Raw genomic sequence first — 21,147 nt, 5'->3', positions numbered from 1 at the left:
TCCCGCTCCCGCGCAGGAGCGGGATGGTCTCCGTTACGGGGTCAGGGCGAGCGCGTAGTGGGTGTAGCTGCTGGTAACCCGCATGCCGAGGTGCTCGTAGAGGCCGAGTGCGCCCGTTCGTGAGTCGGTGGACAACTCGCCGACGGGCGAGCCGTGCTCGCGGGCGGCGGCGAACGCCGAGCGGAGCAGGGCCTGGCCGAGGCCACGGCCACGGTGGTCCTTGCGGACCGCGATCTGGTTGACCCAGCCGGTTTCGCCGCTGCCGAAAACGTGACAGACCCCGACGATCTCCGCGCGCTCGTTGACGGCAACCCGCAGGTTCCACTGCTCGAAGCCGGGGCGGCCCAGTACGCCCGCGGCCCAGTCGTCGTAGCTCGAGGGGTCGCGGTCGGGCCACTCGTTGAAGGCGTCCTCGATGACCTGGTAGGCGGCGTGCTCCTCGCGTTCCGGGACGTACGGCCGGATCGTGATGCCGTCCGGCAGCGGCACGTCGGCGAGCTCGACGTCGCGCGGCAGCCGCAGGACCCAGGACGTCCACATCGGCGCGTAGCCGTTGGCCCGGAACAGCTCGACGGCGCCGGCGTTGCTGTCGGGCACCGTCTGGCCGATCAGCGAGCCGCCGGCCTCCTTCGTCCGCTGCCAGGTCCAGTGCAGGAGAGCGGTGCCCAGGCCGCGGCCACGGTTGGCGGGGTCGACGTGGACGGTGGCGCGTCTGGCCTTGAAGACCTCGGCGTAGGCGACGAGGTCGGCGCCTTCGAAGAGGCCGAGGGTGTCTGTGGCGAGGTCGAAGCTGGGGCGCTTCCAGTCGCTGATGATGTCTTCGAGCTCGATGGCGACCTCACCGGTGTCGGCGTGTTCGCAGACGGCGATGAGGTCGGTGACGGCCTGGGCGTCGTCGGGGTGAAGAGGGCGGGCGGGCAGCGGGAACTCCATGGCGAACAGGATGGGGTGCACTCTGCCCGCCGCGCACCTGAATTACGCGGACGACTTGGCTACGTGAGGTCGGCCAGGCCGATGTTGGCGCGTCAGACCCTCGCGACCTGCAGGTCCCACCGTGTGGTGCCGAGCGTGGGTCCGGCGTCTCGAAGCCTTCCCCTGAGGTGACCACCATGGCTCGCTGCAGGATCGCCTTCGCGGTGCGGTGAGTGCGTTTCTATGCCGAGCAATGCCCTTCTGCACAAGGGGATCTTTCGAGGCTCATTTTTCCAACACACCGTTGAGGTAGATGCCGGTGATGGCCGCGCTGGCCTGCTCGACGCCGAACTCGCCTTCGATGACCCGGCGAACGGCGCCCTCGACCATGCCGGCGTAGACCGCGACCAGCGTTTCCAGCGGAAGGTCCGCGCGGAACACGCCCTCGAGCTTGCCCCTGCGAAACAGCTTGCGCAACGGTGCCAGCAGCAGCAGCCGGTCGGCTTCGGCTTCCTCGTCAGGCGACTTCTCGAGCGTCGTCAGCGTGCGGTACTTGCTGGCCGCCGTGATCAGGGCCCGGGTGATCCGGGCGATCGCCTCGTCGACAGGGACGTCGTCGATCCGCGCATCGGTGAGCCGGCCCTTGAGGTCCGTGACGGCGGTTTCGAGCAAGGCGCGCAGCAGGGCGTCTCGGTTGGGGAAGTAGCGGTACAACGTGGCACGGGAGACACCGGCGGCCTGGGCGAGCTCGGCCATGCTGGCGCCCTCGCGCTCGGTCAGAACGTCCGCCGCGACCTCGATGATGCCTGTCGCGATGTGGTCGCGAAGCGCACGATTCCTGCTCATCGTGCAGAGACTACGGCACTGACTTCGCTGAGCCGGTCGAGTTCCTTCTCGGTCAGGCGGAGCCGCATCGCGGCAGCGCTTTCCTCCGCCTGCCGGGGCTTGGAGGCACCCGGAATTGCCACCACGCTCTCGCCGTAGTACGTGATCACCCAGCTGAGCGCGACCTGCCCGGCTGTGACGCCGTACGCGTCGCCGATCGTTCGCAGCTCGTCGATCAGCGGCCGCGTGCGCTCCAGCCGCTTGACGTTCAAGCCGCCAAGCAGCCGGCGCATCCGTGGCAGCGCGTTCAACTGCTCCGGATCGTCGTGGAAACGGCCGGTGAGAACTCCGGAACGCAAAGGAGAGTAGGCGATCAGCGTGACACCGAGGCGGCGGGCGGTGTCGAGCACTCCGTTGTTCTCTATGTGGCGCTCGAGCAGGCTGATCTGCACCTGGTTGGACGCCAGCGTCAGGCCGTGCCGGCGCAGGACCTCGGCGGCCAGTTCCATCTGTTTGGCGGAGAAGTTGCTCACGCCGACCGCGGACACCTTGCCGGCCTTGGCCAGCTTGGCCATCGCCACCACCTGGCTGCGGATCGAGGAGAGGCCCCCGTATGGCATGTGGATCTGGTGAAGGTCGATCGGGTAACCCTGCAACGCGTCCAACCGCGCTTGGATTGTGCGGCCGATGCTCGCCGAGGTACGCAGACCAGGCGACCATTTGGTGGCGATGGCCACCGTGCCTGGTGCGACACCGAGCTCCCGCAACGCGGTGGTGAGCATTCGCTCGGAGTTGCCGCGGCCGTACATCTCGGCCGTGTCGAACCAGTTCACGCCGCCGTCGAGCGCAGTACGCACGACGTTGACGGCGGCCTGGCGTTCGATCGGCGGGAAGAAGCCCTCGACCAGCCCGGTTCCGGCGAACTGCATGCAGCCCAGCCCGAGCGGCGTGACTTCGATCGGCGTGGTGCCGAGTCTGCGGAGGCCAACTGAGTCCATGAGACATGAGCGTCTCACAATGAGACGCCAATGCCAAGGTGGGTGGTGTTGCCACCGTGGCCAGTGCGAGACATCGGCAAGATGTCGACGAGGGCCCGCAAGAAATGGACCGGATTCTGTCGGCGACGACCGTATGCTGGCGTCCATGACGCGACGGCTGGCCGAGGTGGCGAAGAAGGCCGGCGTGAGTGAGGCCACCGTGAGTCGCGTGCTGAACGGGAAGCCCGGGGTTTCCGAAGCCACTCGAACGTCCGTCCTCACCGCTCTTGACGTGATGGGATATGAGCGGCCGACTCAGTTGCGCGGTGACCGGCTTCGGTTGGTTGGGCTGGTTCTTCCTGAGCTCCAGAATCCGATTTTCCCCGCGTTGGCGGAGGTCGTCGGTGGTGTGCTGGCGCAGCAGGGCTTCACCCCTGTGCTCTGCACGCGCACGGTTGGCGGCGTTTCCGAAGCCGAGTACGTCGATCTTCTGCTCCGCCAGCAGGTGTCCGGGATGGTCTTTGCCAGTGGCCTGGACGCGATGGGGGCGGAGCCGCGCGATCACTATGCCCAGCTGGTCGAGCGCCGGCTACCGACCGTGCTCGTCAACGCTGCCGCCGAGGATCCTCGGTTCACGCAGGTTTCCTGCGACGACGCGGTGGCCATCGAGCAGGCGATGTCGCATCTGCGGTCGCTCGGCCACCGGCGGATCGGGCTGGTCATCGGGCATGACGATCACGCGCCGTCGGCGCGGAAGCTGGCGGCGTTCGAGGCTGTGACGGCGGACGCCGGGCTCGACAACGGGCCTGAGCTGGTCGAACGTGCCCGCTTCTCGCTCGAAGGGGGGCGGGCCGCCGCCGCGCGGTTGGTTGGGCGGGACGTGACCGCGATCGTCTGCGCGAGTGATGTGCTCGCCCTCGGTGCGATCCGGGGCGTGCGGCGGGCCGGTCGCGACGTACCCGATGATGTGTCGGTGATCGGATATGACGACTCGGCGCTGATGAACTGCACCGATCCGCCGTTGACGACCGTACGCCAGCCGATCGAGGCGATGGGGCGGGCAGCGGTCGATCTGCTGGTCGCGCAGATCTTGGGGACGGCGGCCCCGGGGGACGAGCTGATGTTCGAGCCTGAGTTGGTCGTCCGATCCTCGACCGCGCCGCCGCCGGACAGGCGTGGAGCGCGATGAGCGGCACACGCCGCAGTGGCGTGACGATGACCGACGTCGCGCGGCAGGCGGGGGTCTCGACGATGACCGTGTCGAACGTGATCAACGGGCGGACGCAGCGGGTCAGCGAGTCGACCAAGCAGCGCGTCCTCACGACGATCGCCGAGCTTGGGTATCAGGTCAACCTCACCGCTCGGCACCTTCGGATGGGCCGCACCGATGCTGTCGGCTTGGCGGTGCCCGAGCTGTCGTCCGGCTACTTCTCCGAGCTCGGTCAGCGGCTCGCCGATCGCTTCGCCGAGCATGGCGTCAGGCTGGTGATGGAGACCACCGGCGCGCGACGCGAGGCCGAGCTCGACACGCTGGCCGCGTCGCGAGTGAGCCGGTACGACGGCTTCGTGCTCAGCGTGGTCGCGGGCGACGCCGCGGATCTGGAGTCGCTGAGCATCGCTACGCCGGTCGTCCTGATCGGCGAGCGAGCCGTGCCGGCCCGGTTCGACCACGTACTGATGGACAACGTCGGCGGTGCGCGGCAGGCGACCGCCCACCTGCTCGCGTCCGGCGCGCGCCGGATCGCCTTGCTGGGCGGGGTTTCCGGCGACGCGCACTCGATGCCGGAGCTACGGACGCTCGGCTATCGCGAGGCACATGCCGCCGCCGGCGTGCCTGTCGACGACGCTCTGGTGTTGCCGTCGAACTTCCGTGCCGTGGATGGCTACGACACGGTTTCGGCCTTGCTGCGCGGCGATGTCGCGTTCGACGCGGTGTTCGCGTTGACCGACTCGGCGGCGATCGGCGCGTTGCGTGCGCTGGCCGATGCGGGCGTAGGCGTGCCCGACGACGTTCAGGTCGTCGGTTTCGACAACCTCGACGCCGGGCGGTTCACCGTACCGTCGCTGACGACCGTCGAGCCGGGCAACGACGAGATGGCCGACGCGATCTGCTCACTGCTGGTGGAGCGGATCGAGCGGGCGGGTGAGCCGGTGCCGGCCCGGGTCGTCATGCCAGAGGCGAGGCTCGTCGAGCGGGACTCGACGCGCCGGTGACCGCGGGCCGGCGGGGCCCTACGCCAGCTCGAGCTGGATCGTCGCGAACGAGTGGCGGGGCAGGTCGATGGTCAGCTTGCCGCCGTCGTACGTCGTGTCGATCTCGGTCGGCGCCACCGCGTCGGGAGCGTCGAACGTGTTGTGCAGTTGGGGTTTGTCGGCGGTGAGCACCCGCGCGTGACGCGCGCCGACGCCCCGGCCGCGCAGGTCGAGCGTAAGCGTGGTGTCGGCGTCGAGTGCGAGGTTGCTGACCGACACCAGCGCGGTCTGTCCCTTGGTGCTCGCCGAGATCGAGATGAGGTCGAGCGGCGTGCCGTCGACGTCGTACGCATCCGGCCGTTCGATCAGGTGCACCGGCATCTGCAGCGCGTCCTGATGCCCCTTGTTCATCTCGAACACGTGGTACGTCGGTGTCCGGATCAGCCCGGCGCCGCCTTCCTCGGTGAGGATCATCGCCTGCAAGACGTTCACGGTCTGCGCGATGTTCGCCATGTGCAGCCGCGCGGCGTGCTTGTGGAAGATGTCGAAGTGCAGGCTCGCGACCAGCGCGTCGCGCATGGTGTTCTGCTGGTAGAGGAAACCGGGGTTCGTGCCCGGCTCGACCTGCCACCAGGTGCCCCACTCGTCGCAGATCAAGCCGAGCTTGCGCTGCGGGTCGTACGCGTCCATGACGGCCGTGTGCCCGGCGATTATCCGGTCGATGTCGGCGGCCTTGGTCATGGTGGCGTAGTAGAGGTCGTCGCCGAACTCCGTCGCCTGCGTCTTCTTCCGCCACGGGCCGGGAGCCGTGTAGTAGTGGAACGAGACGCCCTGGAAGATGCCGCGCGGCTGGTTCGTACAGCCGAGGCAGCTGACCGCCTTCATCAGCGCCTCTGTCCAGGCCAGGTTGTCATCCGACGCGCCGGCCGCGATCCGGTAGAGCTGGTTGTCGCCATGGTCTCGGCAGAACGTGGCGTACCTGCGAGCCTCGTCGGCGTACGCCTCGGCGCGCATGTTGCCGCCACAACCCCAGAGCTCGTTGCCGATTCCCCAGTACGGCACCTTCCATGGCTGCTCGCGCCCGTTCGCCTTGCGCAGCTGGACCATCGGGCTGTCGCCGTCGCGCGTGAGGTACTCGACCCACTCGCTCATCTCCTGCACGGTGCCCGAGCCGACGTTGCCGTTGACGTACGGGTCGGCACCGAGCAGCTCGCAGAGCGCCATGAACTCGTGCGTGCCGAAGTGGTTGTTCTCCTCGACGTTTCCCCAATGCGTGTTGACCATCCGCGGCCGCTGGTCCTTCGGCCCGATGCCGTCGCGCCAGTGGTACTCGTCGGCGAAGCAGCCGCCGGGCCAGCGCAGGTTCGGAATGTTCAGCGCACGCAGCGCCTCCACCACGTCGAGCCGGATCCCGCCCTCGTTGGGGATGGGGGAGTCCTCGCCGACGTAGAAGCCGCCATAGATGCAGCGTCCGAGATGCTCCGCGAAGTGCCCGTACAGATGCCGGCTGATCCTGCTGCCAGTGACGTCGAGATCGACGACGGCGCGTGCGCTGGTCGTGGTCATGGTTTGACGTTATACCGCCAGCTGGCCTTGGCGACATGCCTCATCCTGGCCGATAGAGGAACTCAGCCGGCGAACGCCGGATACATCGGCGGCGCCGGGACGGTGGCGTCCGGCCAGCGGTCGGCCATCGCCGTCTCCAGCCTGCCGAGCCACGCGCTGAATCCCGGCGATCGCGCGGCCCGCTCCGCGAGTCGCAGATAGGTCCGGATCTGCTGCACGACCTGGCCCCGCCTGCGCCAGCTGTCGCGCGCGGACTGGTCCGGGCGGGCGAGCAGCCGCAGGCGGCTGACCCGCCCGAGCAGCGTGATCGCCGCGCCGTCGGCGAGCGCGCGATCGTACGCCTGGAGGATCGGATCGGCACCACCGTGCGCCAGCGCGGTCCGGTACGCCGCGTCGGCGGCCTCGACGATGGCGTCCGGCAGCAGTCCCCAGGGCTTGCTGTGGTGCGGGAACGGATAGTGCAGGAAGGCGGCGTCGATCCCCGGATGCCCGAACCGGCAGCTCTCGAAGTCGACCAGGCCGGCACCGGCGTCGGTGAGCAGGACGTTGGTCGGGTTGAGGTCCTGATGCGTCAGCGCGGCAAGCGCACCCGGATCGTGCACCCGCTCGAGCAGGTGGAGTACGTCGTCTCGTGCCGATCGCGCCGGTGGCAGTCCGAGCTCGGTGCAGGCACGCTCGATCGCGTCCCAGTGGCTCGTTCCGAGGGCATAGCCCGCGCCCGTCTCGACATCGGCTGCGAACGCGTCGAGCATGCGCTGGTGATCGTCCCTCCGGCCGAGCGTCGACGCGTGCAGGCGGCCCACGGCGGTGCCCAGCGCGACCATGCCCGCGGTCGCCGCTTCGGGATCGTCGGCGACCAGCAGGTCCTGCAGACTCGGCCAGTCGCCGAGGTCGGTCTGGATCACCAGGCGGGTGACCGGAGCCCACTCGTGGCCCATGGGTTGCTCGGAGATCAGCCGAACGGGCGTTCCCGCGATCTTCGCCAGAGCGGCGAGGACCGCTTCACGGCGCGCGGCGGTGAGCGGATAGACGGGCATCGACTGAGGCTATCGATGCGGCCGGCTCGGATACGCTTTCGGCACGGAGGTGTGCATACGTATGCCAAACGAAGACCAGGACGACGCCGGCCCACCGAAACGGAGGCAGCGGGCACCCCGGCAGGCGGACGTCGCGCGGTTGGCGGGCGTGTCGCAGTCGGCGGTGTCGCGCGTGCTGGGCGGCGACGTCGAGGCCGCGCGCATCTCGGAGGAGACGCGGCAGCGGGTGCTCGCCGCCGTCAAGGAGCTGGGCTACGTGCCCAACCCCTCCGCTCGCCGGTTGCGCAACAAGCGCAACCAGCTGCTCGGCGTCCACACGTTCGAGCCGGTCTTCCCGCATGCGCGCGAAGGCTTCTACTTCGAGTTCCTCCTGGGCATCGAGGAGCGGGCCGAAGAGCTCGGCTACGACCTCGTCCTGTTCACCTCGACCGGCGCCGGCAACGGCAAGCGGCGGGTCTACCGCGACGGCATCAACCGGCTCAACCTCGCCGACGGCAGCATCCTGCTCGGCGTCACCACCCACAAGGACGACCTCGCGCGGCTCTGGAACGACGGCTATCCGTTCATCCAGATCGGCCGGCGGGACGTGCCCGGCGCGAACGTCCCCTGCATCATCCCCGACTACTACGGCGTCACCGGAGAGCTGGTCGAGCTGCTCGCCGGGCACGGCCACCGGCATTTCGCTTACCTGCGGCACCACGGGTCCATGGAGCCGTACGAGGACCGGTCGCGGGGCTACGCCGACGCGGTCCGGCGGCTGGGTCTCGTCGATCGATCGCCGGGCTTCGGCGGCGAGCTCGGCGTGACCGAGGAGTGGATCGAAGCGCTCGCGGACGGCAAGGAGACCGCGATCGTCGCCGAGAGCGTGGCGCTCGCCGAAGCCGTACGCCAGGGGCTCGCGAAACGCGGCCTGCGCGTACCCGAGGACATCTCCATCGCCGTACTCGAAGCCGTCCAGCCGGAGGTGAACCCGCCGTACGACGGCCTGGAGATCCCCCGGAAGCGGATCGGCCGGATCGCGGTCGACGCGTTGCTCGAGCTGATGGATTCGCCCGACGCGACGGTCGAGAACACGGTCGTCAGGTGCTCGATCATGCCCGGCAGCACCGTCGCCGCGGCCGGCCCTCGCGGCCGGGCGAAGCGCTGACCGAATCCGGTCGGCGCCCGCCTGCTCCCAGCGGAGACCGCGAAGCAGCCATCTGACCGCCCCTTGACACCCGACCGTAACGTCCCTAACTTCCTGTTCATACGTAGAAGCAGCTCGATGCAAGACGCGTTCGCCCGCTGCTCATACGTATGCACGAGTGTGCATCCAGAAGGAATCCCAAGGAGGCGCTGAGCGTGACCGGACCTGTCGAAGTTCGAGCGGACCTCGCGGTGATCGGCGGTGGCCTCGGCGGCGTCGCGGCCGCCCTGGCCGCGGCCGACCAAGGCCTGCGGGTCGTGCTCACCGAGGAGACCGACTGGATCGGCGGCCAGCTCACCGCGCAGGGCGTCCCACCCGACGAGCACCCGTGGATCGAGCAGTTCGGCTGCACCGCGAGCTATCGCACGCTCCGCAACGGAGTCCGCGCCACCTACCGCGACTGGTATCCGCTGACGCCCGAAGCTCGCGCCAACCGCGCGCTCAACCCGGGCAACGGAAACGTCAGCCGCCTCTGCGCCGAGCCGCGGGTCTGGCACGCGGTCATGGAGTCCATGTTCGCCCGGCACCGCGCCGCCAACCGGATCGACGTCCGCCTGCGGCACCGTCCGACGGCGGCAACGGTCGACAACGACACCGTGACGAGCGTGACGCTGCTCGACACCGACAGCGGCAACGAGCTCGTCGTGCGGGCGCCGTACGTGCTCGACGCCACCGAGACCGGCGACCTGCTCCCACTCACCAGCACGGAGTACGTCACCGGTTTCGAGTCCCAGGCGGCGACCGGCGAGCCCAGCGCACCCGCCGAGGCGCAACCGCTCAACATGCAGGCGGTTTCCTGGTGCTTCGCGATCGAGCATCGCTCCGGCGAAGACCACACGATCGACAAGCCGGACGACTACGCGTACTGGCGCGACTTCCAGCCGCCGTACTGGCCGGACAAGTTCTTCAGCCTGGTCGCGCCGATCCCGCGCAGCCTCGAGCCGGCGACGCGCGCGATGAATCCGCACGGCGAGAACCCTGGCCACAAAGGCGATCGCGACCTGTGGAAGTTCCGGCGCATCATCGACCGCGAGAACTTCGCGCCCGGCACGTTCGACAGCGATGTCGTGATCGTCAACTGGCCGATGATCGACTACGTCGACGGCCCGCTGTTCGACATCGACGCCGCCGAAGCCGCCAAGCACGCCGAGGGTGCGCTGCGTATGAGCCGAGCGTTCCTGTACTGGATGCAGACCGAGATGCCCACCGCCAACGGCAACACCGGCCTGCCCGGCCTCCGCCTGCGCGGCGACGTGTTCGGCACCGACCACGGCCTGGCGAAGTATCCCTACATTCGCGAGTCGCGGCGGATCGTCGCGGAGTACACCGTCGTCGAGCAGGACGTCTCGCTCGCGATCCGCGGCCAGCAGGGCTCGCAGCGGTACGCCGACTCGGTGGGCATCGGCTCCTACCGCATCGACCTGCATCCGTCGACCGGCGGGGACAACTACATCGACGTCGGCTCGTTGCCGTTCCAGATTCCGCTGGGCTCGCTGCTTCCGGTGCGGATGCGCAACCTCCTTCCTGCCAACAAGAACATCGGCACGACGCACATCACCAACGGTTGCTACCGGCTGCATCCGACGGAATGGAACATCGGCGAGGCAGCCGGCCACCTGGCCGCGTACTGCCTGCGCGGCAACGTCGCACCGCATCAGGTACGCGAGGACGAGACGCACCTCGCCGCGTACCAGAAAGTCCTTACGCAAAGCGGTATCGAGCTGTCCTGGCCGAACGTCCACGGCTACTAGAACCTGCTCGAGACACAGAGGGAGACCGTGATGGACCGACAGATCAACCGGCGGCAGGCCCTGCGAGCCGGTGGAGGTCTCACGCTGATCGCGTTCCTGTCGGCGTGCAGCTCCTCGCCGGACGAGCAGGCCGGCAAGGCGAGGAGCAAGAACGGCCAGGCGCCCAAGCTGAAGGCCATGGTCGACAGCAAGCAGCTGCCTCCGCTGAAGCAACGCCTGCCTGTCAAGCCGATGATCGTGAAGCCGGTCGAAGGCCCGGGCAGCTACGGCGGCGTCTGGCGCAACGGCATGATCGGCACCGACAGCGGACGGCTGAGCTACGCGCTGGCGTACGAGAATCTCGTGCGCTGGAACCCGCAGTGGACCGCGCCGATCCCGAACGTCGCCGAGTCGGTGAGCAAGAACTCCGACGCCACGGAGTACACCTTCAAGCTGCGCAAGGGAATGCGGTGGTCCGACGGCCAGCCGTTCACCGCCGACGACATCGTGTTCGCCTACACCGACGTGCTGTCGAACCAAGAGGTCAACCCCGACCCGTACGGCCTGTTCCACATCGGCGGTGAGAACGGCAAGCTGGAGAAGGTCGACGACCTCACGGTGACGTTCACGTTCGCCGCACCGCACGGCCTGTTCCTCGAGCAGATCGCGAGCGAGCCGAGCAACCTGCTCACCAGGATGCCGAAGCACTACCTCACGAAGTACCACAGCGAGTACGACAAGGAAGCAGACAAGAACGCCAAGGCGGCGAAGTTCTCGGGCTGGGTCGAGGCGCTGCAGGCCGCGCTGTGGGGCGACCTGCAGTGGCAGGACATCAAGCTGCCGCGGCTGCACCCGTGGGTTCCGATCGACCCGATCTCGAACTCGACGCAGATGCGGTTCGAGCGCAACCCGTACTACTGGAAGGTCGACGAGGACGGCAACCAGTTGCCATACCTCGACGGCGTGCGCTACGGCGTCTTCCAGGACGCCGAGGTTCTCCTGCTCAGCACGGTCCAGGGCGAGATCGACCTGATCGACCGGGTAGTCACGACCACGACGAACAAGCCGGTGCTCGCCCGCGACCGGGCGGCGGGCGGCTACGGCTTCTTCAACCTCGTTCCCGACAAGATCAACACGATGACCATCCTGCTCAACCAGAACTGCAAGGACAAGGTCAAGGCGGAGATCTTCCAGAACAAGGACTTCCGGATCGGCTTGTCGCACGCGATCAACCGCAAGGAGGTCATCGAGGCGGTTTACGCGCGGCAGGGCGAGCCGTGGCAGCCCGTGCCGACGCCCGCGAGCCCGTTCCACGACAAGGCGGCGGGGAAGCAGTACACGGAGTACGACGTCGCGCTCGCCAACCAGCATCTCGACCAGGCGGGATTCGCCAAACGCGGTGCCGGCAACCTCCGGCTCGGCCCCGACGGCAAGCCGATCGCGTTCCGCGTCGTGGTCGCCACCGACTCCGGCAAGCCGGAGCTGGTCGACGCTCTCCAACTGGTCAAGGGCTACTGGAACGCCGTCGGCATCGACATGGACCTGCACACGACCGCACAGGAGCTGCGGTACGAGCTGATCGAGGCCAACGAGCACGACGCGCACGTGTGGGACGGCGACGGCGCGCTCGATCCCATCAACACGCCGAACTTCTTCCTGCCGATGCCTGGGAACGACAACACGTTCGCGCCGCTGTGGTCGGCCTGGCTGGAGTCGGAAGGCAAGGCCAAGGGCGCGGCGGAGCCGCCGGAACCGGTCAAGCAGCAGTACCAGCTCTACCAGCAGCTGCGCAGCGAACCGGACGCCAAACGCCGCGAGCAGTTGATGGAACAGATCCTCGCGATCGGCAAGGAGCAGTTCTATCTGATCGGGATCAGCACTCCCGTTCCGCCGTACGGCGTAGTGAAGAACAACTTCCACAACATGCCGAAGAAGACGTTCTTCGCCGCGAAGTTCCCGTATCCCGGCGTGACGTACCCCGAGCAGTTCTACATCGCTGACTGAGCACAAAGGACGGTTAGGAGGTTCGGAGTGCTCGCATACATCGGCCGGCGCTGCCTCTACATGATCCCGACGCTGTTCGCCATCTCCGTCGTGGCGTTCGCGATCATCCAGTTGCCGCCCGGTGACTACCTGACAGCGCTGGTCACCAAGCTGCAGGCGCAGGGCGACCAGGTCGATCCGGCGATGCTCGAAGGCCTGCGGCATCGGTACGGGCTGGGTGAGCCGATCTACCAGCAGTACGCCACGTGGATGGGCAACATCCTGTTCCACGGTGACTTCGGACAGTCCTTCGAGTACGGGCGGGACGTCTCCGGCCTGATCGGCGAACGGTTGCCGTGGTCGGTCGGCCTGACGACGTTCGCGCTGTTCTTCACCTGGCTGGTGGCGTTCCCGATCGGGTTGTACTCCGCCGTGCGGCAGTACTCCATCGGCGACTACCTCGCGACCACGCTCGGCTTCCTCGGGCTCGCGATCCCGAACTTCATGCTCGCGCTGGCGTTGATGTACGGCGCGTACCGGCTGTTCGACCTGAGTACGAGCGGCATCTCGCCGCTGTCGATCGTGATCGCCGTCATCGTGCTCGGCACGGCGGGTACGGCCGGGATGATCCGGATCCTGCGGGCGAACCTGCTGGACGAGCTCAAGAAGCCTTACGTCGTTGCCGCCCGGGCTCGCGGGATCTCCGAGAATCGGCTGGTCGTCAAGTATCCCGTCCGACTGGCGCTGAACCCGTTCGTCTCGACGGTCGGCTGGGTGTTGCCGGGGCTGGTGGGCGGCGAGGTGATCGTGTCGAAGGTGCTGAACCTGCCGACGACAGGGCCTTTGCTGTTCGGGGCGTTGCGGTCGCAGGACATGTATCTCGCCGGCTCGATCATCCTCATCGTCAGTGCGCTGACCGTCGTCGGGACGTTGCTGTCCGACATCTTGCTGGCCTGGCTCGATCCGCGAGTCCGGGCGGGGATCCGATAGGGAGGCGAAACCCTGATGGCACACGTGCTTCCCGACGCCGACACGACGAGAGTCGCCGACGCACCGGACGCTGGTGGGGCGCGGCGGGCCACCACGCGCAGGCGGACCGCGAAGCAGTGGCGGCTGGTGTGGTGGAGGTTCCGCAAGCACAAGCTCGCGATGATCGGGCTGGTCCTCACGCTCGGGATCTACTTCGTCGCGCTGTTCGCGGAGTTCCTCGCACCGACGACGGCAGCTGCGTTCAACGCGCAGTACACCTACGCGCCGCCACAGCGTCTGCACTTCAGCACCGACGCCGGCCTGTACGTCAAGGGCTATCGATCGACCGTCGACCCGGATACGTTCGAGCTGACCTTCAAGGTCGACGAGAAGCATCGCGTTCCGGTGGGTTTCTTCGTCAAGGGCAAGGAATACAAGCTGTTCGGGCTGATCCCGGGCGACCGTCACCTGATCGGGCCGAGGGACGCACGGCAGCCGATGTACTTGCTCGGCGCGAACCGCAACGGCTACGACCTGCTCTCACGGATCATCTACGGCACGCGGATCTCGATGACGATCGGCCTGGTGGGCGTCGCGATCGCTCTCGCGCTCGGCATCCTGCTCGGCGGGCTGTCAGGGTACTTCGGGGGCAAGCTCGACACGGTGATCCAGCGGATGGTCGAGTTCTTCATGTCGATCCCGGGAATCCCGTTGTGGATGGGGCTTTCGGCCGCGCTGCCCCGCGACTGGGGACCGATGCAGCGGTACTTCGCGATCACCGTGATCCTGGCAGTGGTCGGCTGGACCGACCTGGCACGAGTCGTTCGAGGCCGCTTCCTCGCGTTGCGGCAGGAGGAGTTCGTCACATCCGCGCGGATCGACGGCTGCAGCCGGCCGCGGGTGATCTTCCGGCACATGCTGCCGTCGTTCACCAGTCACCTGATCGCGTCGGTCACGCTGTCGATTCCGGGGATGATCCTCGCGGAGACGGCGCTGAGTTTCCTCGGCCTCGGCCTGCAGGCCCCGGCGGTGAGCTGGGGCGTGCTGCTGCAGGACGCGCAGAACGTCAGGGTGCTGGCGACCGCGCCCTGGTTGATGATTCCCGGCGTCGCGGTGGTCGTCGCCGTGCTCGCGCTGAACTTCGTCGGCGACGGGCTGCGGGACGCCGCCGATCCGTACAAGAGATGAGGGTGCCGATGCCACCCAGCGAGGTGCTGCTCGAGATCGAGGACCTGCGGACGCAGTTCTTCACCCGGGAGGGTGTAGTGCGCGCCGTCGACGGCGTGAACCTCACTGTGCCGCGTGGCAAGACAGTCTGCGTGGTCGGCGAGTCGGGCTGCGGCAAGAGCGTGACGGCGCGATCGGTGCTCGGGTTGGTCGACGAGCCAGGACGGGTGGTCTCCGGCTCGATCCGGTGGCACCGCGCCGGCGACGAGAGCGTGGACCTGGCGACGTTCGGGCGCAGGAGCGAGCAGTTGCGTCGTGTCCGGGGGGCCGAGATCGCGATGGTGTTCCAGGAGCCGATGGCCTCGCTGTCACCCGTCCACACGATCGGATCTCAGCTGCTCGAGGCGATCCAGACCCACCTACCGCTGTCTGCTGAAGAGGCCCGGGTGCGGGCGGTCGAGCTGCTGCGGCGGGTGGGGATTCCGCACGCGGAGCAGCGGATGTCGGCGTACTCCTTCGAGTTGTCGGGCGGCATGTGCCAGCGGGTGATGATCGCGATCGCGCTGGCGTGCGACCCGGCGCTGCTGATCGCCGACGAGCCGACGACCGCGCTGGACGTGACGACGCAGGCCCGGATCCTCGACCTGATTCGCGATCTGCAGGCCGACACGGGGATGTCGGTGTTGTTCATCACGCACGACCTGGGTGTGGTCGCCGAGGTCGCCGACGAGGTGGTCGTGATGTATCTCGGCACGGTCGTCGAGCATGGTCCAGTCAACGACATCTTTCACGACCCGAAACATCCGTACACGAAGGCCTTGCTGGGATCGATTCCACGGATGGGGGAGGGGACGAAGCAACGGATGAGCGTGATTCGTGGCAACGTCCCGCATCCGTCCGACCGGCCTGCCGGCTGTCCGTTCCATCCGCGGTGCGACTCGGCGATCGCCGGCGTCTGCGACGTGGACGACCCGCCTGTGGTGCCGGTCGGGGAGGGCCGGACGGCGCGGTGCGTCCTGTATGCCCAGGACCGGGTGAGTGCTGTCGAGGAGGTCGACGCGTGAACGAGTCGATTGTCGAGCTGCGGGACCTGTCGGTGCACTTTCCGGTCAAGCACGGCCTGCTGGGACGTACGGCCGGACAGCTCCGCGCCGTCGACGGGGTGAACCTCGGCATCCGGCGCGGCGAGACGCTGGGACTGGTCGGCGAGTCGGGCTGTGGGAAGTCGACGCTCGGCCGGTCGATCTCGCGAATCCTGAAGCCGACCACGGGTCGGGTCCTCTACCGGGACTCCGCCGGCGCCGTCACCGACCTGGCCCGGCTGGGATACCGGGAGCTGCGGCCGTTCCAGCGGGACATCCGCGTGGTGTTCCAGGATCCGTTCTCGTCGCTGAACCCGCGGATGACGTTGCTGCAGATCGTCGGCGAGCCGTTGCGGGCGAACCGGATCGCTTCGGGGTCGGAGCTCGAGCACCGGGTCGCGGAGATGCTGACGCGGGTGGGACTGTCGCCGAAGTACATGGACCGGTTCCCGCACGCGTTCTCCGGTGGTGAACGGCAGCGGGTCAACATCGCCAGGGCGCTGATCCTGAACCCTCGGCTGGTGATCGCGGACGAGCCGGTGTCGGCGCTGGACGTGTCGGTGCGGGCGCAGATCCTCAACCTGCTGAGGGATCTGCAGGAGGAGCTCGAGCTGACGTACCTGTTCGTGTCGCACGACCTGTCCGTCGTGGAGAGCGTGTGCGACCGGGTTGCCGTGATGTACCTCGGCAAGCTCGTCGAGCTGGTGGAGACCGCGTCGCTCTACTCCACGCCGCGGCATCCGTACACCGAGGCGTTGCTGTCGGCCGTGCCGCGGCCGGATCCCCTGCTGCGCGAGACCGGACGCCGGATCCGGCTGTCCGACGACCTGCCGGATCCGGCGAACCCGCCGGCCGGTTGCTCGTTCCACACGCGGTGCACGTATGCGGTGGAGGGTACGTGCGATGTGGCCGGCTCCGGGCCGGCGCTCGACGAGATCTCGCCGGGGCATCGGGTGGCCTGCCTGCGTACGGACGAACTGTCGCTGGCAGGTGTGAGTGGTGTCAGGGATGTCAGTGGTGGAACAGCCGGAGGCCGGTCCGGGCGAGCGTGATGCCGTGTTCCCGGCAGACGGCGGCCACGTCGCCGGAACGGATCGAGCCGCCGGGCTCGGCGATGTACTTGACGCCGTGGCGGTGGGCGTGGTCGACGTTGTCGCGGAACGGCAGCGCGCCGTCCGACACGAACGCGACGCCGGTGAGTTGCCTGATCCACTGGTCTCGTTGGGCGGCTGTGAGCTCGTCCTCGAGGTAGCGGATCTGCTCGTTGATCCGGTCCTGGCGTCTGGTGCCTGGCGGGAACGTCAGTGCGCGAACGGCGGGGTGACGGCGCAGCCACCAGGTGTCGGCCTTGGCGCCGCCGAGCCGGGTGCAGTCGACCCTCGACTGCTGGCCGGCACCGATGCCGAGCGTTGCGCCGTCGCGTACGTAACAGACGGAGTTGGACTGGGTGAAGCGCAGAGTCGCCATGCCCAGCAGGAGATCCGCTGCGGCGCGTGGTGGAATCGGGTCGCCGGTGACGAGCTCGAGGCTGCCTGCGTGGAGCTTCGGCTGGTCGCGGTCCTGGGTGAGGCGCAGCCCGAAGACGTCGCGATGCTCCTGCTCGGGCGGCGTGAACGACTGGTCGGCCTCGATGACGAGGAAGCTTCCGCGCTTCTTCCTGGCGAGCGTGGCGACCGTGCCGGGCGCGTAGCCAGGAGCGACGATGCCGTCGCAGACCACAGTGGTCAGCAACTCTGCCAGCTCGGCGTCGACGGGATGCGAGACGGCAGCGAAGTCGCCGAACGACGACCTGGGATCGGCGTCGCGGGCCCGGAGGTAGGCGCTGGCCAGGTCTCCGGGATCGGCGACGCCGTACAGCTCCGCCGTTACGTCGTCGATCGGGCCGGCCAGGGCGGTGCCGGCGGGGGAGACGTGCTTGAACGAGGCGGCCGCGGGTATGCCCAGCGCGTGGGCGGCTTCGCGGACGAGTTGCCAGCCGTTGAGGGCGTCGAGCAGGTTGATGTAGGACGGCTGGCCGTTCAGCACGGTGATCGGCTCGGTGCCGGGGGTGACCGGGGTGGCTCGGGCGGCCTGGTGGGGGTTGGTGCCGTAGCGCAGATGCATGGTTTTGGTTGCCTCCTCAGCTGCTGTCGCTGACGGAGGCGCCCAGGCGTTCGACGCTCGCGTCTTGTTTGTGCGGCCGCTCCCCGGTGGTGGTCCACCTTCGCCAGTCGCGGCCGTTCTCCTACTGTACCTAGCGTCCCTGGCTAGTTCCCCTTGAAAGCGGGGTCGCGCTTGTCGATGAACGCGTTGATGCCTTCCTTGGCGTCGGTGCTGGCGAAGAGGTTGGACAGCACCTGCTGCTCGACGGTGAGACCTGTCTCGAACTCCATCGCGAGGCCGTCATCGATCAGGCGCTTGGCGGCGCGGGTGGCGAGCGGTGCCTGGCCGGCGATCGTTCCGGCGAGCTCGACGGCCTGTTCGTACAGGCGATCCGGCTCACAGACCTGGCTGATCAGGCCGAGGGCTTGCAGTTCGGCCGCGGTGGCGAAGCGGCCGGTGAGGACGAGCTCCTTGGTGAACCTGGAGCCGGCGGCGCGGGCCAGGCGTTGCGTACCGCCGCCGCCGGGGAGCAATCCGAGCTTGACTTCGGGCAGGCCGAACTTCGCCTTCTCGGACGCGACGATCAGGTCGCAGCAGAGCACGACCTCGAAGCCGCCGCCGAGGGCGTAGCCGTTGACGGCCGCGATCGTGGTCTGGGGGAGGCGTTCCAGGGCGGAGAACACCTCGCGGCCGAGGCGTTGGTAGTCGTCGAACGCGGGCCGGCTCACGTTGTGGTACTCCGTGATGTCGGCGCCGGCGATGAAGCCGCGTCCGGTACCGGTCAGGACGAGCACGCGGATGTCGTCGTCGCCTTGGAGCGCGGCGAAGTAGTCGCGGAGCCGCTCCAGGATGCTGCGCGACAGCGCGCCCAGCGCCTCTTCCCGGTCGATCCGCAACACGGCGACGCCGTTCGCGTGGCGTTGCTCGACGAGGTGGTCGTGCAGGCGCTGTTCGCTCATGGCCGGGTCTCCTTCACGATCGCGTTAAAACGTTTCTACACTGAAGCCGTGTCCACGATCGTCGAGGTGGCCCGGTTGGCGCAAGTGACGCCGTCGATCGTGTCCAGGCTGCTCAACGGCGACCCGTCGCTGCGGATCCGGCCCGAGACGCGCGACCGCGTGCTGGCGGCGGCCGAGGAACTGCAGTACGCGCCCAACCATGCGGCCCGGGCGCTGCGTAGGGCTTCGGTCGGCACGTTGGGGCTGGCGGTGCATGACATCCACAACCCGGTCTACGGCGAGATCATCGCCGGCGCGGAGGCGGAGGCCAGGCAGCAGGGCAGCATCCTGATCCTCGCCGACGTCGACAGTCTCGCCTCCGACGACACCACGTTCCGCCGCGTCGTCCGCGGCGGCGCGATCGACGGGCTGATGTTGCAGCGCAACGGCGAGGCGTCCGACCGCGTGGTCGAGCGGGTGGCGGGCGCGCGGTTGCCGCTGGTGATCCTGAACGAGCGGGTCCGCCCGCCGTTGTCGGGTGTCGCGGTGGAGGACCGGCGGGCGGCGGCACTGGCCACGCGGCACCTGGTGGCGCTAGGTCACCAACGGGTCGCCCACCTCGAGCTCGGCGGAGGCAACTCCCGAGCCCGCGACCGCCGCGCCGGCTGGCGCGACGCCATGCGGGAGGCAGGCCTAACTGTGTCCCCCGACCTCCTCCGCGTCGGTGGCGTCCGCCCCGAGACGGGGTACGTCGGGCTGATGGAGCTGCTCACCACGCGCCAACGCCCGACCGCGGTCTTCGTCGGCACCCTGTTGTCTGCGATCGGTGCCCTGACGGCGGCGAGAGAGGCGGGGCTGGAGGTTCCCGGCGACCTGTCCATCGTGGCCTTCCACGACGCCTGGTTCGCCGAACACGCCAGCCCTCCACTGACCGTGGTCCGCCTCCCCCTGCGCGAGATGGGCGCCAGAGCGGTCCGCCTCCTCGGCGAGATCACCGGCGGCGCCGGCCCACGCCAGATGACAGTGACCGATCCGGCCCCCGAACTCCTCCGCCGCGGCTCCACCGCCCCACCCCGCGACTGACGGCTTCGGCGGCCGAGCGCCTGCACCTCAGTTTGCGGTAGCCGCAACCAGCCGCCACCGTAGCTGCCCGTCACGGCAGCTTCCCATCACCGCAGCTGCCGGCCGCTGCGGGCTGCCGATGTTGCTCGTGTCGCGGTGGCATCGCAGTGCTGGCTTTCGCCGCTGGCATCGGACGCGACTGGTTGTGGTTGCTGTCGATCGCGATGGTGGCGAGCTGCCTGCACCTGGGCTTGCGGTGGCCGCAGCTTGCCGCCACCGCTGTTGGCCGTCATCGCTGCTGGTCGCCGTCGCGGGCATTTGTGGGCGCTCGCTGCTCGGCCGGCGGTGGGCGGCCGGTTGTGGCCCGGAGGGTTGACGGTGGCCGTCGCGCGGCGATACGACGGAAAAACGATTTCCTTCTTCCGTCGGTTCCGGGTGTGCCAAGGAGGCGCGACATGGCTCGATCTCGCCGGACGTGGTTCGTGGCGGCCGCCGGGTTTGTACTGCTCAGCCCCCTCGCAGCGGCGTGCGGAGACGATGCGGGCGCGGGGGACAACCCTTCGATCAGCCTGATCGTCGGGCTGAAGGGGGATGCGTTCTACGGTTCGATGGCCTGCGGTGCCCGGGCCGCCGCCAAGCGGGCAGGCGCGACGCTCGATGTTCAGGGCCCTGGCAAGTGGGACGCGCCCGAGCAGATCCAGGTGCTCAACTCGGTCATCGCGAAGCAGCCCGATGCGATCCTCATCGCTCCCGTCGACGACACCGCGCTCCAGGCGCCACTCGAGGAAGCAGAAGCCCAGGGCATCAAGATCGTGCTCGTCGACACGACGCTGAAGGATCCCAAGCCGGCCGCCTCCCAGGTCACGTCCGACGATCAGCTCGCTGGTCAGCACGCCGCCGAGGAAGTGGTCCGCGAGACCGGCGGCAACGGTTCGGTGATCGCGATCAACACTCAGCCAGGCGTGTCGACCGTCGAGGCCAGGATGAAGGGGTTCGAGGCCGGCCTGAAGCAGGCACCCGGCCTGAAGTACCTCGGCCGCCAGAACGTCGGCGACGACGCGGCCAAGGCCGCCACCGCCGTGACGAGCACGCTGGCGGCCCACCCCGACCTCTCCGCCGTGTTCGCCACCAACACCCTCACCGGCCAGGGCGCCGCCACCGGCATCAAGAACGCCAACAAGACCGGCGAGATCAAGCTGGTCGGCTTCGACGCCAACCCGAGCGGCGTCGAGGCACTGGAGGACGGCACCGCCCAGGCCCAGGTCGTCCTCAAGCCGCTCGACATCGGTACCAAAGGCGTCGAGCAGGCGATCAACGCGCTGAACGACAAACCGGTCGAGAAGCTCATCCGTACCGACTCCCTGATCGCCACCAAGGACAGTCTCGCCACCAAGCCCGTGAAGACCTACCTCTACAACGACAGCTGCACCGGCTGAGG

Annotated in this window: 17 protein-coding genes, 1 pseudogene and 1 riboswitch; of the genes and pseudogenes, 11 read left to right on the top strand and 7 right to left on the bottom strand. The window is 68.3% G+C overall.

The features are described from left to right. Positions 1 to 33: 33 nt before the first annotated feature. The 3 genes from ACYVF6_RS29260 to ACYVF6_RS29250 all read right to left on the bottom strand — a co-directional run bounded on the left by ACYVF6_RS29260 (position 34) and on the right by ACYVF6_RS29250 (position 2,735). Positions 34 to 933 (bottom strand): GNAT family N-acetyltransferase, encoded by a 900-nt coding sequence (locus ACYVF6_RS29260; protein WP_460525825.1) that lies wholly within the window; start codon positions 931 to 933, stop codon positions 34 to 36. Between the two features lie 264 nt (positions 934 to 1,197). Further along, positions 1,198 to 1,758, bottom strand: a complete 561-nt coding sequence (locus ACYVF6_RS29255) for a TetR/AcrR family transcriptional regulator (RefSeq protein WP_460525824.1) — start codon at positions 1,756 to 1,758, stop codon at positions 1,198 to 1,200. After that, entirely contained in the window at positions 1,755 to 2,735 is a 981-nt protein-coding gene (locus tag ACYVF6_RS29250) for an aldo-keto reductase family protein (protein ID WP_460525823.1), read from the bottom strand. Before ACYVF6_RS29250 ends, ACYVF6_RS29255 begins: the two co-directional genes overlap by 4 nt. A gap of 145 nt (positions 2,736 to 2,880) precedes the next feature. Between ACYVF6_RS29250 and ACYVF6_RS29245 the strand changes: the two genes are divergently transcribed. Further along, a complete protein-coding gene (locus tag ACYVF6_RS29245) occupies positions 2,881 to 3,903 on the top strand; it encodes a LacI family DNA-binding transcriptional regulator (protein WP_460525822.1) in 1,023 nt (340 codons plus the stop codon). Continuing rightward, positions 3,900 to 4,928, top strand: a complete 1,029-nt coding sequence (locus tag ACYVF6_RS29240) for a LacI family DNA-binding transcriptional regulator (RefSeq protein ID WP_460525821.1) — start codon at positions 3,900 to 3,902, stop codon at positions 4,926 to 4,928. Before ACYVF6_RS29245 ends, ACYVF6_RS29240 begins: the two co-directional genes overlap by 4 nt. 18 nt (positions 4,929 to 4,946) lie before the next feature. Here the strand turns inward: ACYVF6_RS29240 and ACYVF6_RS29235 are convergent, their stop codons facing one another. Continuing rightward, positions 4,947 to 6,473: an alpha-N-arabinofuranosidase gene (locus ACYVF6_RS29235; RefSeq protein WP_460525820.1), complete on the bottom strand. Its 1,527-nt coding sequence runs from the start codon at positions 6,471 to 6,473 to the stop codon at positions 4,947 to 4,949. A gap of 62 nt (positions 6,474 to 6,535) precedes the next feature. Then, entirely contained in the window at positions 6,536 to 7,510 is a 975-nt protein-coding gene (locus tag ACYVF6_RS29230; protein WP_460525819.1) for a phosphotransferase, read from the bottom strand. Positions 7,511 to 7,571: 61 nt separating this feature from the next. Here ACYVF6_RS29230 and ACYVF6_RS29225 point away from each other — a divergent pair, with 61 nt between their 5' ends. From ACYVF6_RS29225 to ACYVF6_RS29195, 7 genes are all read left to right on the top strand, one after another. Continuing rightward, the gene (locus ACYVF6_RS29225; RefSeq protein WP_460525818.1) at positions 7,572 to 8,657 is read left to right on the top strand and encodes a LacI family DNA-binding transcriptional regulator; all 1,086 of its coding nucleotides are present in this window, start codon (positions 7,572 to 7,574) and stop codon (positions 8,655 to 8,657) included. Positions 8,658 to 8,851: 194 nt separating this feature from the next. After that, the gene (locus ACYVF6_RS29220; protein ID WP_460525817.1) at positions 8,852 to 10,447 is read left to right on the top strand and encodes an FAD-dependent oxidoreductase; all 1,596 of its coding nucleotides are present in this window, start codon (positions 8,852 to 8,854) and stop codon (positions 10,445 to 10,447) included. A 30-nt stretch (positions 10,448 to 10,477) separates the two neighbouring features. Then, positions 10,478 to 12,430 (top strand): ABC transporter substrate-binding protein, encoded by a 1,953-nt coding sequence (locus ACYVF6_RS29215; RefSeq protein WP_460525816.1) that lies wholly within the window; start codon positions 10,478 to 10,480, stop codon positions 12,428 to 12,430. A 27-nt stretch (positions 12,431 to 12,457) separates the two neighbouring features. Beyond that, positions 12,458 to 13,399, top strand: a complete 942-nt coding sequence (locus ACYVF6_RS29210) for an ABC transporter permease (RefSeq protein ID WP_460525815.1) — start codon at positions 12,458 to 12,460, stop codon at positions 13,397 to 13,399. Positions 13,400 to 13,414: 15 nt separating this feature from the next. Further along, positions 13,415 to 14,566 (top strand): ABC transporter permease, encoded by a 1,152-nt coding sequence (locus ACYVF6_RS29205; RefSeq protein WP_460525814.1) that lies wholly within the window; start codon positions 13,415 to 13,417, stop codon positions 14,564 to 14,566. Between the two features lie 8 nt (positions 14,567 to 14,574). Beyond that, entirely contained in the window at positions 14,575 to 15,609 is a 1,035-nt protein-coding gene (locus ACYVF6_RS29200; protein WP_460525813.1) for an ABC transporter ATP-binding protein, read from the top strand. Further along, positions 15,606 to 16,679, top strand: coding sequence for an ABC transporter ATP-binding protein (locus ACYVF6_RS29195; RefSeq protein ID WP_460525812.1), 1,074 nt, complete (start codon positions 15,606 to 15,608; stop codon positions 16,677 to 16,679). Before ACYVF6_RS29200 ends, ACYVF6_RS29195 begins: the two co-directional genes overlap by 4 nt. Here the strand turns inward: ACYVF6_RS29195 and ACYVF6_RS29190 are convergent. Together ACYVF6_RS29190 and ACYVF6_RS29185 are read right to left on the bottom strand one after the other, a co-directional pair. Beyond that, positions 16,639 to 17,745: pseudogene (locus tag ACYVF6_RS29190) on the bottom strand (hypothetical protein); the annotation flags it as partial. The gene ACYVF6_RS29195 and the pseudogene ACYVF6_RS29190 sit on opposite strands and share 41 nt — an antisense overlap. 18 nt (positions 17,746 to 17,763) lie before the next feature. Then, positions 17,764 to 17,851, bottom strand: a riboswitch (ZMP/ZTP riboswitch). Between the two features lie 22 nt (positions 17,852 to 17,873). Beyond that, positions 17,874 to 18,668: an enoyl-CoA hydratase/isomerase family protein gene (locus tag ACYVF6_RS29185; protein WP_460525811.1), complete on the bottom strand. Its 795-nt coding sequence runs from the start codon at positions 18,666 to 18,668 to the stop codon at positions 17,874 to 17,876. 48 nt (positions 18,669 to 18,716) lie between these two features. Between ACYVF6_RS29185 and ACYVF6_RS29180 the strand changes: the two genes are divergently transcribed. Next, complete coding sequence (locus tag ACYVF6_RS29180; protein ID WP_460525810.1) at positions 18,717 to 19,730, top strand: LacI family DNA-binding transcriptional regulator; 1,014 nt, start codon at positions 18,717 to 18,719, stop codon at positions 19,728 to 19,730. Between the two features lie 434 nt (positions 19,731 to 20,164). After that, positions 20,165 to 21,145 (top strand): ABC transporter substrate-binding protein, encoded by a 981-nt coding sequence (locus ACYVF6_RS29175; RefSeq protein WP_460525809.1) that lies wholly within the window; start codon positions 20,165 to 20,167, stop codon positions 21,143 to 21,145. The last annotated feature ends 2 nt before the right edge of the window (positions 21,146 to 21,147 follow it).

The organism is Flindersiella endophytica, from assembly GCF_054779015.1.
The sequence above is the reverse complement of the archived record's forward strand: the minus strand, read 5'-3'. Positions and strand labels throughout refer to the sequence as shown.

Coding starts and splice junctions, on each gene's coding strand:
- ACYVF6_RS29260 (WP_460525825.1), bottom strand. CDS start 933: ATGGAGTTCCCGCTGCCCGCCCGCCCTCTTCACCCCGACGACGCCCAG.
- ACYVF6_RS29255 (WP_460525824.1), bottom strand. CDS start 1,758: ATGAGCAGGAATCGTGCGCTTCGCGACCACATCGCGACAGGCATCATC.
- ACYVF6_RS29250 (WP_460525823.1), bottom strand. CDS start 2,735: ATGGACTCAGTTGGCCTCCGCAGACTCGGCACCACGCCGATCGAAGTC.
- ACYVF6_RS29245 (WP_460525822.1), top strand. CDS start 2,881: ATGACGCGACGGCTGGCCGAGGTGGCGAAGAAGGCCGGCGTGAGTGAG.
- ACYVF6_RS29240 (WP_460525821.1), top strand. CDS start 3,900: ATGAGCGGCACACGCCGCAGTGGCGTGACGATGACCGACGTCGCGCGG.
- ACYVF6_RS29235 (WP_460525820.1), bottom strand. CDS start 6,473: ATGACCACGACCAGCGCACGCGCCGTCGTCGATCTCGACGTCACTGGC.
- ACYVF6_RS29230 (WP_460525819.1), bottom strand. CDS start 7,510: ATGCCCGTCTATCCGCTCACCGCCGCGCGCCGTGAAGCGGTCCTCGCC.
- ACYVF6_RS29225 (WP_460525818.1), top strand. CDS start 7,572: ATGCCAAACGAAGACCAGGACGACGCCGGCCCACCGAAACGGAGGCAG.
- ACYVF6_RS29215 (WP_460525816.1), top strand. CDS start 10,478: ATGGACCGACAGATCAACCGGCGGCAGGCCCTGCGAGCCGGTGGAGGT.
- ACYVF6_RS29205 (WP_460525814.1), top strand. CDS start 13,415: ATGGCACACGTGCTTCCCGACGCCGACACGACGAGAGTCGCCGACGCA.
- ACYVF6_RS29200 (WP_460525813.1), top strand. CDS start 14,575: ATGCCACCCAGCGAGGTGCTGCTCGAGATCGAGGACCTGCGGACGCAG.
- ACYVF6_RS29185 (WP_460525811.1), bottom strand. CDS start 18,668: ATGAGCGAACAGCGCCTGCACGACCACCTCGTCGAGCAACGCCACGCG.
- ACYVF6_RS29175 (WP_460525809.1), top strand. CDS start 20,165: ATGGCTCGATCTCGCCGGACGTGGTTCGTGGCGGCCGCCGGGTTTGTA.